Annotated in this window: 17 protein-coding genes; 9 read left to right on the top strand and 8 right to left on the bottom strand. The window is 66.2% G+C overall.

Features of this window, described 5'->3' with window-relative positions; genetic code table 11:
- The first annotated feature begins 226 nt into the window (after positions 1–226).
- Positions 227–1,501, top strand: a complete 1,275-nt coding sequence (gene gdhB / locus MUN73_RS14570; protein ID WP_250141222.1) for a glutamate dehydrogenase GdhB — start codon at positions 227–229, stop codon at positions 1,499–1,501.
- Positions 1,502–1,640: 139 nt separating this feature from the next.
- Here gdhB and MUN73_RS14565 read toward each other — a convergent pair whose 3' ends face one another.
- The gene (locus MUN73_RS14565; RefSeq protein WP_250141221.1) at positions 1,641–2,924 is read right to left on the bottom strand and encodes a Cdc6/Cdc18 family protein; all 1,284 of its coding nucleotides are present in this window, start codon (positions 2,922–2,924) and stop codon (positions 1,641–1,643) included.
- 1,023 nt (positions 2,925–3,947) lie between these two features.
- On the opposite strand from MUN73_RS14565, the gene MUN73_RS14560 reads away from it, so the two are divergent.
- The 3 genes from MUN73_RS14560 to MUN73_RS14550 all read left to right on the top strand — a co-directional run bounded on the left by MUN73_RS14560 (position 3,948) and on the right by MUN73_RS14550 (position 6,946).
- Positions 3,948–4,808: an HpcH/HpaI aldolase/citrate lyase family protein gene (locus tag MUN73_RS14560; RefSeq protein ID WP_250141220.1), complete on the top strand. Its 861-nt coding sequence runs from the start codon at positions 3,948–3,950 to the stop codon at positions 4,806–4,808.
- A 286-nt stretch (positions 4,809–5,094) separates the two neighbouring features.
- Positions 5,095–6,351 (top strand): Glu/Leu/Phe/Val family dehydrogenase, encoded by a 1,257-nt coding sequence (locus MUN73_RS14555; protein WP_250141219.1) that lies wholly within the window; start codon positions 5,095–5,097, stop codon positions 6,349–6,351.
- Between the two features lie 94 nt (positions 6,352–6,445).
- Positions 6,446–6,946 (top strand): DUF2062 domain-containing protein, encoded by a 501-nt coding sequence (locus MUN73_RS14550; RefSeq protein WP_250141218.1) that lies wholly within the window; start codon positions 6,446–6,448, stop codon positions 6,944–6,946.
- Between the two features lie 40 nt (positions 6,947–6,986).
- On the opposite strand, the gene MUN73_RS14545 is transcribed toward MUN73_RS14550, so the two are convergent.
- Positions 6,987–8,129, bottom strand: a complete 1,143-nt coding sequence (locus MUN73_RS14545; protein WP_250141217.1) for an acyl-CoA dehydrogenase family protein — start codon at positions 8,127–8,129, stop codon at positions 6,987–6,989.
- A gap of 201 nt (positions 8,130–8,330) precedes the next feature.
- Entirely contained in the window at positions 8,331–9,536 is a 1,206-nt protein-coding gene (locus MUN73_RS14540) for a DUF7544 domain-containing protein (RefSeq protein ID WP_250141216.1), read from the bottom strand.
- Between the two features lie 178 nt (positions 9,537–9,714).
- On the opposite strand from MUN73_RS14540, the gene MUN73_RS14535 reads away from it, so the two are divergent.
- Together MUN73_RS14535 and MUN73_RS14530 are read left to right on the top strand one after the other, a co-directional pair.
- The gene (locus MUN73_RS14535) at positions 9,715–10,524 is read left to right on the top strand and encodes an RIO1 family regulatory kinase/ATPase domain-containing protein (protein ID WP_250141215.1); all 810 of its coding nucleotides are present in this window, start codon (positions 9,715–9,717) and stop codon (positions 10,522–10,524) included.
- A gap of 228 nt (positions 10,525–10,752) precedes the next feature.
- Positions 10,753–12,288 (top strand): aldehyde dehydrogenase family protein, encoded by a 1,536-nt coding sequence (locus tag MUN73_RS14530; RefSeq protein ID WP_250141214.1) that lies wholly within the window; start codon positions 10,753–10,755, stop codon positions 12,286–12,288.
- A gap of 106 nt (positions 12,289–12,394) precedes the next feature.
- Here the strand turns inward: MUN73_RS14530 and MUN73_RS14525 are convergent, their stop codons facing one another.
- From MUN73_RS14525 to MUN73_RS14510, 4 genes are all read right to left on the bottom strand, one after another.
- Positions 12,395–12,907: a hypothetical protein gene (locus MUN73_RS14525; protein WP_250141213.1), complete on the bottom strand. Its 513-nt coding sequence runs from the start codon at positions 12,905–12,907 to the stop codon at positions 12,395–12,397.
- A gap of 188 nt (positions 12,908–13,095) precedes the next feature.
- A complete protein-coding gene (locus MUN73_RS14520) occupies positions 13,096–13,512 on the bottom strand; it encodes a hypothetical protein (RefSeq protein ID WP_250141212.1) in 417 nt (138 codons plus the stop codon).
- A gap of 105 nt (positions 13,513–13,617) precedes the next feature.
- The gene (locus MUN73_RS14515; RefSeq protein WP_250141211.1) at positions 13,618–13,800 is read right to left on the bottom strand and encodes an HVO_0649 family zinc finger protein; all 183 of its coding nucleotides are present in this window, start codon (positions 13,798–13,800) and stop codon (positions 13,618–13,620) included.
- Positions 13,801–14,081: 281 nt separating this feature from the next.
- On the bottom strand, positions 14,082–14,465 hold the full coding sequence (locus MUN73_RS14510; protein WP_250141210.1) for a hypothetical protein: 384 nt from the start codon (positions 14,463–14,465) through the stop codon (positions 14,082–14,084).
- Positions 14,466–14,626: 161 nt separating this feature from the next.
- Between MUN73_RS14510 and MUN73_RS14505 the strand changes: the two genes are divergently transcribed.
- A complete protein-coding gene (locus MUN73_RS14505) occupies positions 14,627–14,803 on the top strand; it encodes a glycyl radical enzyme family protein (RefSeq protein WP_250141209.1) in 177 nt (58 codons plus the stop codon).
- Positions 14,804–14,910: 107 nt separating this feature from the next.
- On the opposite strand, the gene MUN73_RS14500 is transcribed toward MUN73_RS14505, so the two are convergent.
- Positions 14,911–15,222 (bottom strand): thiamine-binding protein, encoded by a 312-nt coding sequence (locus MUN73_RS14500; protein ID WP_250141208.1) that lies wholly within the window; start codon positions 15,220–15,222, stop codon positions 14,911–14,913.
- 196 nt (positions 15,223–15,418) lie between these two features.
- On the opposite strand from MUN73_RS14500, the gene MUN73_RS14495 reads away from it, so the two are divergent.
- Positions 15,419–15,979 (top strand): OB-like fold-containing membrane protein, encoded by a 561-nt coding sequence (locus MUN73_RS14495; protein ID WP_250141207.1) that lies wholly within the window; start codon positions 15,419–15,421, stop codon positions 15,977–15,979.
- Positions 15,972–16,484 carry a metal-dependent hydrolase gene (locus MUN73_RS14490; protein ID WP_250141359.1) on the top strand — a complete coding sequence of 171 codons (513 nt, stop codon included), beginning with the start codon at positions 15,972–15,974 and terminating at the stop codon, positions 16,482–16,484. The genes MUN73_RS14495 and MUN73_RS14490 overlap by 8 nt, the downstream gene beginning before the upstream one ends.
- Positions 16,485–16,529: the final 45 nt, after the last annotated feature.

The following is a 16,529-nucleotide window of genomic DNA, read 5'->3' as shown; positions in this document are numbered from 1 at the left end:
GGACCGATCGTCCACGCGAACGGGCTTGAATCGAGGGCCGGCGAGTACGCGTCGAGCAACTCCTGGGCGGGTGTGCAAATATTGCACGAAGCGGCGCGAAGTAGCAAGGGTTATCGGGGCCGTGGCGGAAGTTCTTCTATCGGAACCCGAAGCCGATCGCTGCGGAGGCGGTCATCCGCTGATCGTCCGCGACTCGCACTTCGGGACGAGACATAACGGCGCTACCATGACAACAGCTGAACCCACACCGGAAGTCGAAGAAGAGAGTGCCGTCGAGACAGCCCGTCGCCAACTCGAGCGGGCAGCCACCCACCTCGACGTCGACGAAGGGATCGTCGAGCGACTGCGACACCCGCGCGACGTCTACCGGGTGACCATCCCGCTCGAACGCGACGACGGCAGCCGCGAGATGTTCACCGGCTATCGCGCCCACCACGACAGCGTTCGCGGCCCCTACAAGGGCGGGCTGCGCTTTCATCCCGGCGTGAGCGAGGACGAGTGCGTCGGCCTCTCGATGTGGATGACCTGGAAGTGTGCCGTGATGGACCTCCCCTTCGGCGGCGCGAAAGGTGGCGTCGTCGTCGATCCGAAGGACCTCAGCGAGGAGGAGACCGAACGGCTCACCCGCCGATTCGCCGAGGAACTCCGTCCCGTCATCGGGCCGATGAAAGACATCCCCGCGCCCGACATGGGAACCGGGCCCCAGACGATGGCGTGGTTCATGGACGCCTATTCGATGCAGGAAGGCGAGACCACGCCCGGCGTCGTCACCGGGAAACCGCCCGTCATCGGGGGGTCGTACGGCCGGGAGAAGGCGCCCGGACGAAGCGTCGGTATCATCACCCGCGAGGCGATCGACTACTACGACTGGGACTCCGAAGAGACGACCGTCGCCGTCCAGGGATTCGGGAGCGTCGGGGCCAACGCGGCCCGCTACCTCGACGACCTCGGGGCGTCGATCGTCGCCGTCTCGGACGTCGACGGCGCGATCTACGACCCCGACGGCCTCGACACGACCGACGTCGAGGACCACGACGAGACGCCGGGGATGGTCTCCGGCTACGACGCACCCCGATCGCTCACGAACGCGGAACTGCTCGAACTCGACGTCGACGTGCTCATCCCGGCCGCGATCGGCAACGTCCTGTCCGGCGAGAACGCCCGCGACGTCCAGGCCGACCTGATCGTCGAGGGCGCGAACGGGCCCACGACCTCGACGGCCGATCGGATCTTCGAGGAGCGGGGGATTCCCGTCGTTCCCGACATTCTCGCGAACGCCGGCGGCGTGACCGTCTCCTACTTCGAGTGGCTCCAGGACATCAACCGTCGCGCGTGGCGGCTGGAGCGAGTCCACGAGGAACTCGAGACGGAGATGCTCCGGGCGTGGGAGGCCGTCCGCTCGGAGTACGACGCCCGCGACGTCACGTGGCGTGACGCGACGTACATCGTCGCACTCTCCCGGATCGCCGAGGCCCACGAGGCCCGTGGGCTGTGGCCCTAACGCGGCGGCGGGGCGAGACACGATCGCGGCTGTCTTCGATACCGGCCACCAACACCGTTCGCACCCACACCCCTCGTTCAGACTGAAAGCGGTGCGAAGGAGGGGTGGTCGGACTGTTCGCGAGACGGGGAACCGACGCTTACGAGAACGAGGAGAGATCCACGTCCCGATCACGCGACGTCGGGCCAGTCTCGACCAGCCGATCGTACGTCGGCAGGTCCGCGAGCGACGAGTCGCGCCGGACCGCCTTGACGATGTGTTTCGGATCGGTGACGAGTCGGTGAAGCAGGTAACTCCCCTGCGATCGGCCGCCGCCGGTCTTTTCGGACTCGATGACGCCGAGAAACGCCTGTTCTTTGAGCTGGCGATACAGCCCGTTCTCGGTGATCGGATCGGTCGCGACCAGGTCACAGATGTCGACGTACCGCTCGTAGATCTCCCGCGTCTTGTACGTCTCCCGATCGCCCGTGATGATGTGGCTCGCGAGGGCGTACAGCGCGAGTTTCGCGTGGACGGTCGCGCCGCTGGTGAGTTCCTCGATCCGGTTTATCTCCGCGACCTCCTGGGCCTGCTGGATGTGCCGTTCCGAGACGGTCTCGGAGTCCGTCCGACGGGCGAGTTCGCCGGCTTCCTTGAGGATCTCGATCGCCTTCCGGGCGTCGCCGTGTTTCTTGGCGGCGAGGGCGGCACAGAGCTCGATCGTCCCGTCTTCCAGGACCTCCGGCTGGAAGGCGTCCTCGCGGTTGCGCATGATCTCGCGGAGTTGCGAGGCGTCGTAGGGGTGGAAGAACAGTTCCCGGTGGCCGAAACTGCTGTCGATTCGTTCGTCGAGGGTCTCCCGGTACTGGACCTTGTTACTGATTCCGATCACGCCGATGTACGCGTCCGTCTTCCGGGCCTCGCGAGCGCGCGAGAGTTGCATCAGGATGTTACTGTTGTCCAGTTTGTCGATCTCGTCCAGGATGACCACGATCGCGTCGAAGAAGGACTCGAGAATGCTCCAGATGTGCTGGTAGTACTCCATCGTGCCGACGCCCCGGAGCGGGATGTTCCCGTCGTAGTCGGCCCGCTCTTTCAGACTGAGCGCGAGCTGGCGCGTCGCGCGGGTCTCCGTGTTCGCCTCGGAACAGTCGACGTAGAGGACGCCGCAGTCGATGTCGTTGCTCCGGGCGGCGGCCCGGGCGCGCGTGGCGACGTGTCGGGAGATGAGGCTCTTTCCGGTGCCGGTCTTGCCGTAGATCATCACGTTGTTCGGCGGATCGCCTCGCGTGATCGCCCCGACTTCGGCGGCGACGGATTCGATCTCCTCGTCCCGGCCGACGATACGATCTTCGTCGGGAACGTGACCGACGTGGAGGAGTTCCTTCCGATTGAAGATAGGATCGTGAGATTGGAAGAGCGGGTCCCCAGCCTGTTCAGCCATGTCTCGGTCCTCGAAGACGGACATAATAAAACTATGGAAGGTAGTTCAGACTGATAACCGCCGCCCAGACGATTCGATACGTCAGGTATCGAACGTCCCGTCTCGGTCCGGAGATACCCGTGATGCAGACTGAACCGCGCCGTCTTTCCGACCGCCCACGGCACCCCCACACACACCTCTTTCAGAGTGAAAACACGACGGTGGGTAAGGGGACACCAACGCGTCACGAGAATTGGGATGTGTCCGTCGAACGACTCGCAAGAGATATCGAACGACTCGTGAGAGAGGGAGTCCGTCCGGTGACCGGCTCAGGGGACGCGATCGACGCCGTCGCGATCGACGCGTTTCCAGATTCCGCTGCCTCCTCCGCTCCGCCGTAACCTGACCGGTATCTGCCTAGTATACTAGTATTATATCTTATGGTAAAGGAAATAATATCCTGATACTCTGCCGTTTTACTATCCTGATACTCTGCCCCGTTTGCCGACGACAACTGGGCTTCTCGTCGTGGAGCGGCAGAAGGTCTCGCCGCGCATCACGGCTTCGTCACCGGCCCACTTTCACTCTGAACGTGGGGTGGGGGCGACCGATCGATCCACTGTCTTCGACCGGTCGACTATCGCTTGCTCCCTCTCTGGGCACCCCTCGTTCAGAGTGAAAACCAGTCCTGTCGTCAGGGGATACGGTCCTGAATTCGGAGGATGTAGTACCCCGATGGTATGCCGGGAGAACGGGTTCACTGTCGGACTGCCTTTCACTCTGAACCACGGGGGTGTCACCCGAGAACCACCACCCCGTCTCAGGACCCGACACCATCACACGCCTTTTCACTCTGAACGAGGGGAGTCCGTCGTCCCTTCGCCAACAAGCCCCCTGCCGAGACCCCTCTTCCACCAGGGCTCCCCCACCTGCCGAGACCCCTCTCCCACCAGGGCTCCCCACCTGCCGAGACACGCCCATCTCTTCGATCGCGCCCCCACCCGAGACGCGTATTTCTTTGGTCGTGGATTGCGGAGACCACGTATGATCCGCAGAAGTGTCATGTTCACGCCCGGCGATCGGCCCGAGATGCTCCGGAAGGCACCCGAAGCAGGGGCCGACGTGATCGTGTTCGACCTGGAGGACGCCGTCGCCCCGGCGCGCAAGGACGAGGCTCGCGAGGCCGTTCGCGAGGTCCTGACGGATCCCGACTTCGATCCCGACCCCGAGGTCTGCGTGCGCGTCAACGCGACTCCGGCCGCGATCGCGGCCGATCTCGACGCCGTGCTCGCGGGATCCGACGCGGTCCGTCTCGACAGCGTGATGCTCCCGAAAGTCGGACGCGACGACGACGTTCGACACCTCGCCGACGAACTCGAGGCTCGTGACGCCGCGGTTCCGGTACTGGCGCTGATTGAGAGCGCCCGCGGCGTCCTCGACGCACCGGCGATCGCGGCCGAACCCGCCACGGACGCGCTGGTCTTCGGTGCCGAGGACCTCTCGGCGGACGTCGGCGCGACGCGAACCCCCGAGGGGACGGAAGTCCTCTACGCACGCGAGCGCGTCGTCGTCGCGGCCGCGGCACACGGCTGCGACGCGATCGACACGCTCGTCACCGACTTCGGCGACGAAGAACAGTTGCGCGAGGACACCGAGCGATCGATCCAGCTGGGGTACGACGGCAAACTGGCGATCCATCCCGCACAGGTCGGTCCGATCAACTCGGCTTACACCCCCGACGAGGACGAGATCGAGTGGGCCGAGGCCGTCCTCGCGGCGAAGCGGGAGGCCGATGCCGAGGGCCGGGGCGTCTTCGAGGTCGACGGCGAGATGATCGACGCCCCGCTGATCGCCCAGGCCGAACGGATCCGCGATCGCGCCGCGGCGGCGGGCGAGTGGGAGTGACGTGCTGCCGGACAAGTGAGAGTGACATGCCGACGGACGAGTGGGAGTGACGTGCCAACGGACGAGTGGGAGTGACGTGCTGCCGGACGAGTGAGAGTGACATGCCGACGGACGAGTGGGAGTGACGTGCCGACGGACGAGGCCGGCCGGTCTCCGATTCCTGCCAGCCGATGCGAGCGTGACAATCCCACTATATATAATGGTATCAGAATACCTTATATTGGGACTTATGCCCTATGAGGGGCATTCGTCACGTTTATTTTGGTTTCCTCGGAAGCTACAGCCAATGGCAGGAGAAGCAAATCCGTTCGAAAGTCTGCAGTCACAGATCGACGAGGCTGCGGCCTACCTCGACATCGGCGACGACGTGATCGAGCGGCTCAAACACCCCGAGCGCGTGCTCGAGACCAACCTCTCCGTCGAGCGCGACGACGGCGACCTCGCGCGGTTCAAGGCGTTCCGATCGCAGTTCAACGGCGATCGCGGACCGTACAAGGGCGGCATCCGTTACCACCCGCAGGTGTCCCGCGACGAGGTCAAGGCCCTCTCGGGCTGGATGACCTACAAGACTGCGATCGTCGACATCCCGCTGGGCGGGGGCAAAGGGGGAATCATCATCGACCCCGTCGACTACTCCGCCGACGAACTCGAGCGCATCACCCGCGCGTTCGCGAAGGAACTCCGCCCGCTGATCGGCGAGGACCGCGACGTTCCCGCGCCTGACGTGAACACGGGCCAGCGGGAGATGAACTGGATCAAGGACACCTACGAGACCCTGGAGAACACCACCGAACCCGGCGTCATCACGGGCAAAAACCTCGCCAGCGGCGGAAGCGAGGGTCGCGTCGAGGCGACCGGCCGATCGACGGTCATCGCCGCCCGCGAGGCGTTCGACTACCTGGACAAGGACCTCGAGGGCGCGACCGTCGCCGTGCAGGGCTACGGGAACGCCGGCTGGATCGCCGCGAAACTGATCGACGAGATGGGGGCGACCGTCGTCGCCGCGAGCGACTCCAGCGGCGGCATCTACAACCCCGACGGCTTCGATCCCGTCGCCGCGAAAGAGCACAAGAACGAGACGGGCAGCGTCGTCGGCTTCCACGACGCCGACGAGGAGGTTACCAACGAGGACGTCCTCACGATGGACGTCGATCTGCTGATCCCCGCCGCGCTCGAGAACGCGATCGACGGCGACCTCGCCGAAGACGTGTCGGCTGACGTCATCTCGGAAGCCGCGAACGGACCGCTGACGCCCGAGGCCGACGCCGTCCTCGAGGACGAGGACGTCTTCGTGATCCCGGACATCCTCGCCAACGCCGGCGGCGTCACCGTGAGCTACTTCGAGTGGGTCCAGAACCGCCAGCGGTTCTACTGGTCCGAGGAGAAGGTCAACGACGAACTCGAAGGCCACATCGTCGACGCCTTCGACGCGCTCGTCGAGACGATCGAGGAACACGACATCGACAATCCGCGGACCGCCGCCTACGTCGTTGCCATCCAGCGCGTCGCCGACGCCTACGAGGAAGCCGGCAGCTTCCCGTAGTCCGGGCCGCTTCCCGTAGTCAGGGGTCGCTACGCGGGACGTGTCGATCCGAGGACGATATCTTTTTGCTGGTCGGCGGATACCCAACGACCGAGTGATCCGTGAGCGGCTAGCCCGGTATCGCGATCGAGCCCGCCGAGCGCTGATGGATGCGTTCCGGGAGGAACACACACCTCACCAGGTCGGCGTGAGCTTCGGGATCGGGGTCTTCATCACGTCGCTTCCCACGGGCGGGCTGGGCGTCGGCCTCTTTTTCGTCTTCGCCGCGCTGTGGTCGTGGATCAGCAAACCCGCGATCTTCGCCAGCGTCGCCGTGCTCAATCCGTTCGTCAAACCGGCCGTCTACGTCGCGAGCTTCCAGATCGGCGGCGTCCTCCTCGGGTCGCGATCGATCCGATCGGGCGAGACCGCCGCAGAAACGGCCGGCATCGCCGTCCAGCAGTTGCTCCTAGGGAACCTGCTGGTCGCCGTCTGTCTCTCCGTCCTGGGCTACGTCCTCGTCGTTCACCTGACCCGTGCGTACCGACGACGGCGGCGACGGCAGCAGTTCCCGTCGCTGCTGTCGGTCCTGTTCGGTCCGTTCCGTCCCCAGTAACCCGGTTTCCCCGGCCCACACCGATGACGAGAACCAGCCGCTAGAGGCCGAGTTCGCGGCCGATGACGAGGTGCTGGATCTCGCTGGTTCCCTCGCCGATCTCCATCAGTTTGGCGTCGCGGTAGAACCGCTGTGGAGCGAAGTCGGTGGTGTAGCCGTAGCCGCCGAGCACCTGGACGGCGTCCTCGGCGACCTCGCGAGCCGCCTCGCTGGCGTCGAGTTTCGCCAGTGCCGACTCCTGGGTGACCGACTGGCCCTCGTCGTACCGTTTCGCCGCCTTGTGCGTGAGCAGGCGCGCTCGCTCGGTCTTGCGGTGCATGTCGACGACCTTGTCGCGGATCGCGTCGAACTCCGCGATCGGCTGGCCGAACTGCTCGCGCTCTTTGCTGTAGGCTTTCGCGTGTTCGTACGCGCCCTGGGCCAGGCCCGTCGAGAGCGCGGCGATCGAGATCCGACCCCCGTCGAGGGTCTTTTTCGTCTGGTCCCAGCCGTCGCCCTCCTCGCCGAGCAGGCGATCCTCCGGCAGCCGGACGTCGTCGAGCTGGATCTCGCAGGTTGGCGAGGCGTTCAGGCCCATCTTGTCCCAGATCGTCGTCACCTCGAAGCCGTCGTCTTCCTCGGGGTCGACGATGAACGTCGAGATGCCGTCGTACCCCGCGTCGGGGTCGGTGACGGCCTTGACGAGGACGGAGCCAGCCTCCGAGGCGTTCGTGATGAACTGCTTCGTCCCGTTGATGACCCACTCGTCGCCCTCTTTCCGCGCCATCGTGTCCATGTCCGAGGCGTCGGAGCCGCTACTCGGTTCCGTCAGCGCCCAGCCGCCGAGGTACTCGCCCTCCGCGAGCGGGCGGAGCCAGCGGTCTTTCTGTTCCGGCGTGCCGAAGAGTTCGATCGGCTTCGACGCGAGCGACGTGTGCGCGACGTAGGAGAGCCCGATCGAGCCGGAGACGCGGCCGATCTCTTCGGCCACGAGCGCGTACATGAGGGTATCGCCGCCGAGGCCGCCGTACTCCTCGTCGATCGGCACGCCCATCATGTCCAGGTCGGCGAGCTGGTCGAAGATCTCCGCGGGGAACCGGTGCTCGTCCTCGATCTCCTGGGCGATCGGTTCGATCTCCTCCTGACAGAAGTCCCTGACTGTCTCGCGGACCATCCGATGCTCGTCGGGCAGGTCGAAGTCCATACGCAATACTTGCCGGGGTGGAGGTTAAACGCACCGACGTGTGTCCGTGACGAAACGAACGTCGCTCCCGCCGACGATCGCGCAATCTCCCCGCCCGCCGTCGATCGGACGAGTCACTCGCCCGCCAGCGACCGGCGGGTTACCCGCCTGCCGGCAATCGGACGATCGCGAACTCTCTCGGCCCGCCCTCGATCGGACGCGTTACCAGCCGCGATCGTCGTCCCGGTCGTCCGACTCGTCGTCCCAGGGGTCGCTGTCGTTCCGATCGCCCCATGGATCGTCGGTCCCGTCGGACCACGAGTCGTCGGTCGAGTCCTCGCGATCGTCGGCGTCGGGATCGCGGTCCCACGCGCCCGACTCGTCCCGGTCGTCGGTCCCCCAGCGCCCGTCGGGGTGAGCCTCGTCGTCGGGAGCGGAGCCGGCGGGTTCGCCGCCGTCCGATCGGATCGCGGCGCGCTGGTCGGGAATCAGGTCGAGTTCGGCGTTCGTGTCGCCGAGCAAGAGCAGTGCGTAGTACTGGAAGTACGAGCGTACGGGCATCCAGATGAGTCCGTAGAACAGGGCGTAGACGACGACGGCGACGATACCGATGGGGATCGCAAGGAAGACCCCGACGTCCCCCAGCGCGAACGCCAGGAGAAAGAGGACGACGAAAGGAATCGCGAGCAACAGGCCGCCAAAGAGCAACAGGAAGCCCATGGCGATCTGGACCACGGCGAGGATGATCCAGGCGAGCAACAGGTAGACGACGTACTCGGTCCAGTTCGCCGCGAACGTCCCCCAGAAGCGCCGCCACCCGCCGAGGACGCCGCGATCCTCGAGCAGCATGATCGGGGCGACGAACTCGGAGGTAAAGCGCATCACGATCGCGTAGAGGCCGTAGACCAGGAACGCGAGCAGGACGATCGCGATAACCCAGCCGGCGAGGAGGGCGTCCGGCCCCCGAACCAGGACTACGTACGCGATCGGCCCGAGCACGATCGCCGCCGCGAGGAGTGAGAGGAGCGCACGGAAGACGAACAACCGGGCACCACGGCCGACGTTCCGGCGCGCGTACTGCCGGACGTGGACCTCCGTCGACCGGAGCGACTCGATGAAGGCGAACTCCATGACTGCGCTGACGAACGCGAACAGCAACCAGAGCGTCAGCAAGATCCCGGCCGCGATCGCCAGGTAGAGGAAGAAGTCCTCCGGGAGATCGTCGACGGTGGGATCGGGTCCGGGCCCGGTATCGGGACTTTCGGCGAACGACCCGGCGTCGCCGCCCGGAAACGTCGGCCCGCCCGCACTGAACCCGACGACGAACAGTACGATGATCGAGAGTTTGAGCCACGTTCCCGCATCGAACGGCGTCAGCCGGTTTCGCGTCGCGTCGATCGCGTCACTGAGGTCGTCGACAGCGTCCATGTTAGATCGACAATAGTTTTCGGAGGTGAAAATAATACTGTTCTGCGGGCCGACCGATTCCGGGCCGACGTCGCCGATCGCTCCCGGTACCGGGAGAGAGGCCGGTCCGGGCGGCCAACGTACTATCTTCGACGCGACACTTCGGGAGGCATTTAACCTCGAACGCCCTGTCTCCGGTATGGACATCCGCCAGCTCGCTCGAGGCAGCGTCGAGTGGGATCGCATCGAGCGCGTCGTCCGGACGCTGGCGGACCGTCACGACCGCGAGACCGTCCGCGTCGAGTTTCTCGACGCGGACAACTGGCTCTCGACGCCGTGTGTCATCGACGACGAGTGGTTCGTCAAGATCGTCTCCCGGCAGAACGCGCTCGTCCACGCCGTCCTGACGACCGGCCGGAACGTCGGCGCGTTCACGTCGGGCACGGGCGGCTTCTTCGGCCGGTTCGACACGCCACGCCAGATGGTCGAACACGAGTACGTGGCGACCGAACGGATGCGCGAGATCGGCGTCAACGCACCCCGCCCGATCGAGGCGTTCGAGGTCAACGGCCTCGGCGTCCTCGTCCTGGAGTACCTCCCGGCGTTCGAGTCGCTCGAAGACGTCGCGGACAGCGTCGTCGCGGCCCGGGCGCCGGACCTGTTCGCCATGCTCGCCCAGCTCCACGATCACGGGCTTGCCCACGGCGACCTCCGGGCCGAGAACATCCTCCTCTGCGGCGACGATCTCTACTTCATCGACGCGACCAACGTCCACGAGGACCGGGTCGCCGAGACGACCGCCTACGACCTCGCCTGCGCGCTCGCCGTCCTCGAACCCCGCATCGGCGCTCGCGCGGCCGTCGACGCGGCGACGACGGCCTACGACCCGGAGACCCTGCTCCGGGCGCGCCGGTTCATCGATTTCGTCCGGTTGCGTCCCGACCACGAGTTCGATTCGACGACGCTCCGCAGCGAAGTCGAGAAGGCCGCGGATCTCGGCGCGAACTGAGTCGACGATCCGGTGATCGATACGATCGCGAACGACACCGACTCCGGAGTGCCGGGGCTGGCAAGCGTTCGGCAAGGCCTCCAGGCGTACACGATCGGAAGGTGCTGTGCGAGGGAGTGGATATATGTTCACTACCGCAAGTAATTCGGACACAGTGATCGGTTTCGAGCGCGGGAACGGCGGAGATTCACCATCAATATTTTCACGTCGCTCGTTGGTAATTCGAGTATGAGTCAGCACGCTACCGAGCAGGTGCACGGCCACTACATCGGCGGGGACTGGACAGACGGCGACGGTGCCGACACGTTCGACAGCGAGAACCCGGCCACGGGCGAGACGCTGGCGACGTTCCGGCGCGGGACGACCGACGACGTCGACGCCGCGCTCGCGGCCGCCGAGGACGCCTTCGAGGAGTGGCGCGACCTCTCCTACATCGATCGCGCGGAGTACCTCTGGGACATCTACCACGAACTGCGCGATCGCCACGAGGAACTGGGCGCGATCGTCACGAAGGAGTGTGGCAAGGAGATCTCGGAGGGGAAAGCCGACGTGACCGAGGCCTGGCACATGGTCGAGTGGGCGGCGGGCAACGCCCGCCATCCCCACGGCGACGTCGTGCCGAGCGAGGTCGGCGCGAAGGACGCCTACATGCGGCGCAAACCCCGCGGCGTCGTCGGCTGCATCACGCCGTGGAACTTCCCGGTCGCGATCCCGTTCTGGCACATGGCGATCGCGCTGGTCGAGGGGAACACGGTCGTCTGGAAACCCGCCGAGCAGACCCCGTGGTGCGGCCAGATCATCGCCGAGATGTTCGAGGACGCCGGCATCCCGGACGGCGTGTTCAACATGGTCCAGGGCTTCGGCGACGCCGGCGCGGCCATCACCGACGACGGTCGCGTGGATACGGTCCTCTTTACCGGTTCGGCCGAAGTCGGCCACGAGATCGCCGGCAAGGTCGGCGGCGAACCCGGCAAACTCGCGGCCTGCGAGATGGGCGGCAAGAACGGCATCGTCGTCACAGAGGAGGCTGATCTCGACATCGCGGTTCACTCGGCGATCATGTCGAGTTTCAAGACGACCGGCCAGCGTTGCGTCTCCAGCGAACGGCTGATCGTCCACACCGACGTCTACGACGAGTTCAAAGAACGGTACGTCGACGTCGCCGAGAAGATCGCCGTCGGCGACCCCCTCGAGGAGGACACGTTCATGGGGCCCGCGATCGAGGCCGACCACGTCGAGAAGATCCGCAAACACAACGAGTTGGCCCAGCAGGAAGGCGGAGAGGTCCTCGTCGATCGGTTCGAACTCGACGACGCGGAGATTCCCGACGGCCACAGCGAGGGCCACTGGGTCGGCCCGTTCGTCTACGAGATCGACTACGATCCCGACCTGCGATGCCTCAAAGAGGAGTGTTTCGGCCCCCACGTCGCCCTGATCGAGTACGAGGGAGACATCGATCGGGCGATCGAGATCCACAACGACACGCCGTACGGACTGGCGGGCGCGATCATCTCGGAGGACTACCGCCAGATCAACCGGTTCCGCGACCGGGCCGACCTGGGGCTGGCGTACGCGAACCTGCCCTGCATCGGCGCGGAGGTCCAGTTGCCGTTCGGCGGCGTCAAGAAATCGGGCAACGGCTACCCGAGCGCGCGTGAAGCGATCGAAGCGGTCACCGAGCGCACGGCCTGGACAATGAACAACTCGAAGGAGATCGAGATGGCACAGGGCCTCTCGGCCGACATCATCACGCGCGAAGACTGAGTGGGGGCGATATCGCGTTCTTGCTAGATCGGACGCTGGGCCGGGTTCGCACCGATTTCGATCGTGTCCCGGGTTGGACCGTCCTTCGTGACTCGATTCGCGAGCGTTACCGCCAGCGACGCGATCGGCCGCGGTCGTCGACGGCCGTCCGAACCAGCGGATACCACGCACCGAGGACGGCGCCGTAGCCGACGAGCGCCAGCAGACTCGCGCCGTGCTGACACGGCACCGCCATGGTCCCGCCGGTCACCTGGACCAAGAGCGGGACGCCGTGGGCGATGCCGACGAGCCAGCAGAGGGTGCCGTAGGCGACGCCGAAACAGCCGCCGAGGAACGGCGAGCGGAGCGCGGCCGCGAGCGGGGCCGGTGCGGACCGGTGGTTCGCGGCGCGCGTGAGCCCTGCGGCGAACGCCACGGCACCGACGAACCCGTGCCCGACGACGAATCCCCAGTTGTTGACGCTGTCCTCGAGGCCGTACAGTGCGGGGATGGCCTCGAGGTGTCCGGTCGCAGCGATCAGTTCGGCAAACGTCAGGCTGGCGAGCAGGGCCGCGACGAGCGCGCCGGAGATCGTTCCGTCCGAGGGAATTTCGTATCGACCGGAACGTCCGTACGACATGACTGTTCGGTGCATCGTAAGGCTATAAATAAGTAGTTGAATGCTGCCTACCCGTACAGAAACACCACATATCCTCGCTGGTATGCTCGAGCGGGGCCGATCGGAGCGACGCGATCACTCTGGCGGCTGGGCGGCGTCGATTCTCCCAGGCGGCCAGCGAACGGTCTCGCGTCGGGAGTGGAACCGGCTCACCGATCGGGGGTCGCGATCGGGACCTCGAGGTGGGCGGCGAGGATCGCGGTCTGGACCGTCCGCAGGTCGGCGTCCTGGATCGTCGCGGCGGCCTGGAACAGTTCGCGAGCGCGTGCGACGCGCTCCGGTCTCGCGGCGAGGTGAACGAGATCGAACGCGTCGGGATCGACGCGGGCCGCCGCCGCGAAGTCCGCGCCGTCATACAGCGCGGCGAACGCCTCGAGGACGTTCCCGAGGAGCGCGTCGGTCGCCTCGGCACCCGGATCACCGGCCGGGACGGCTCCGGCGGTCCCGTCGAAGTAGTCGTCGAGGTCGACGACGCCGGCCGCCTCGTAGACCGACTCGGCGAGTGCGTCGTGGACCGGTCCCGTGACGTAGATACCGAATACGCTGTACTGGCCACTACCAGTCATCGTCCCGAGTTTCGGAACCGATCCATAAATACGTGTGAGCGGATGGGTCCGGCCCGTCGGCGATCGGCTCGCGATCGCGCGGCCGTCGTGGTCGCAGTCGCGGCGTCATCCGAGGGTGAAGGTGTGTTCCCGGCTCGCATCACAACTGGGGCAGACGTGCCGGTAGACGATCCGTCGGCCGTCCGTTCGACTCGTCCAGTTTCCCTCCTCGTCGACGTATCCACACTCCGGACACTTCTTGTCGGTGGTCTCGTAGCGCCGGCGGAGTCGTTCGAGTGGTGTTGGCATACCACATGGTACGATCGCGGAACGTAAAAACTGCATCTCCCGTTCGGTATCGGACGGTGAGTCGACGTCAACGTTCAAGGAGCCACGAAAGTCCGGTATACGTGAATAATGCGTATCAGAACTTGAGTTTTGATAGTATCCTGTTGATTCCTCATCGTTCTTGGCGGCACTGTGACTGGCGTCGCCACCGAAAATGCTGGGAACGCTAGTGATGACGAACTCCCAGCCGTCGCGATGCTCGCGGTGGCGGTGCTGGCGGGCCGCCGACAGCACTGATACCGTCAGTACCCACCCGATCGCGCCTCGAGCGTGGCGAGTGCGACGAGATCGATCACGTTGAGGACGACGATCGCGAGCGGAACGGCGACGTCGCCGAACGAGAGCCCCTCGAGTCGAACGGCGGTGACGACGATCGGTTCGACGATCGAGCCCTCGGCCAGGAGCACGCCGGAGCTGAGAAACACCAGCGCGGCACCGTACAGTCCAGCCCAGCTGAGTGCACGCGCCCACTGACGGAAATAGAGGTGTCCGACACCCGGACAGCACGCGGCCAGGAGATACGCCGGCCACGTTTTCACGCGCCGCCCGAGCGTCGGGGCGTTCGCCGCGGGCCGGGTCGTCAGCGAGCCCGCGTCGCCCCCGGCCGATCGTCGGTTGGTGTCCATAGCACTCGCATCCACGGTGGGTTCCAAAAACCCCAGTCAGACACCCGTACGACGCGCCCGGCTGGTCGGGCGTGTCCGACGAGCCCGGTGACCGATCGGGACTCCCCACCACGCGAGTGAAAGTACAGCGGCTTTGTGTCGTCGGGCGAACAACAGACTGTATGTCCCTGACCGCCGCAGTCCGGCGGTGGCTGTCGACCGACGACGCGGTCAGCTACGAGTGTCGGAACTGCGGAACGACGCTCGAGCGCACCGAACGGACCTGTCCCGTCTGTGGGTCGGCCGAAATCGCGGAGTACGACGCCGCGGAGTACGACTCGACGGACGCCGGACAGTGATTGTCGCGGCGCCACGATAGCAGCGGGACGGTGGCGGATGCTCCGGTGGCGCTCGGATCGTCGTCACCGGCCGTCGTGGGGCCCTCGGCCGCCCGCGGGCGGACGGGTCACCGGTCGCGCCGGGGGTCGCGCCCGAGGACGCTCGCGACGGACTCGACGCGATCGGCGGCTTCCTGCGTTTGACTCTCGTGATCGTCGATCTCGAGCGAGGTGATGGTGCGATCGGTCTCGACCGCGTTGTGGGCCGCCCGGACCGCGTCGAACACCTCGTCGACCGACTCGGCCTCGACGACCGTGTCCGTCGCCGTCAGTTCGTACGAGACGTCGAACTCGTCGAGCGCCTCGATCGCCTGTGCGATCTCGTCGGAGAGGCTCCCGTCGTGGATGGGGATGACCTCGAATCTGGCGATGACTGTCATGGGGAACACCTCGGGGCCGCGTGCCGAGTGGCGCGTGGCCACCGACTGGCACCGGTGAGCTATCACGACGATCGGGATAGTTCTTCGCGGTCGGTGCGCGCGTCGGCCGCGGCCCGTCTCGTGACCGGCGGTTCGCCGCCGGCGCGACGATCAGAACGGAAGACATTTCGCGTCGCTCCATCTCTTCGGCAGCCGAATGCATCCTCGCCTGACTGGCCACCGCGGGCGCGTCCTCGCGGCCGTGGTCCTCGGCACGCTCCTGGTCGGCGCCCTGCTCTGGGCGGGCGCGACCCCCGGCGATCCGATGACGAGCGAGTACCCGGACGAGGTCGAGGTCACGCCGACGCCCGAGGCGTACGTGGGGGAGCAGGTCGTCCTCGGCGGCTTCGTCGTCGACACCGATCCCGTGGTGATCGCGACGCGTGCCAGCGGCTACGGGCGCTTCACCCTCGTCGGGGCGAACGATCGGCTCCAGAACGCCGACGGCCCGCTCGCGGAGGGCGATCGGGTGACCGCCTTCGGCACGCTCGAGGACGACTCGACGCTCGTCGTCGAGCGCACGACGACCCGGGCGTCGTCCGAGACGCGCTACATGCTCGTCGTCTCGCTCGTGGGTGGCCTCTGGGTCGCCAGCCGCTGTCTGCGGGACTGGCGCTTCGATCGAGGGACGCTCGCGTTCGTGCCGCGAGGCGAGTCGGCCGCGCCGCAGGCTTCGCGGGAGTCCGCTCGCGGTGACGGGGGTGAGCGTCGTGCCTGACCTGCTCACCCACGTCCTGGTCGGCTACGTCGTCGGCACGCTGCTGTCCGTCCGGTACGAGTCGCTTCGCCCGGCCCACGTCACGCTGGTCATGGTCGGGGCGCTGTCGCCGGACTTCGTGAAGATCCAGCTGCTCCTCCCGGACGGACTGGTCGCGTGGCTGCTCGGCGTACCGTTTTCCTGGTCGCCGCTTCACACCCTGGCTGGCACCGTGCTCGTCGCCGGACTCGGCTCGCTCCTCGTGGCTCCCGCCTACCGCAAGCAGGCGATCGCGCTGTTCGCGATCGGTGCTCTCTCCCATCACCTCCTCGATATCCTCCTCCTGACGCCCACCGGCGTCGCCTACGGCGTTTTCTGGCCGTTCACCGACTACCGGCCGCCGGCCGGCGGACTCTACCTGAGTAGCGATCGCTGGCCCGCCCTCGTGGCCGGCTGCGGTGCCGTGCTCGTGTGGGCGATCGATCGCCGCCGCACCGATCCCGTCATGGAACCATCTGCCCGCTGACGAGGGTAGCGATCGGTGCACGGCGACGGCTCTCGGCGGCGATAG

The sequence above is a fragment of the Halosolutus amylolyticus genome, assembly GCF_023566055.1.
GTDB lineage: Archaea > Halobacteriota > Halobacteria > Halobacteriales > Natrialbaceae > Halosolutus > Halosolutus amylolyticus.
The sequence above is the reverse complement of the archived record's forward strand: the minus strand, read 5'-3'. Positions and strand labels throughout refer to the sequence as shown.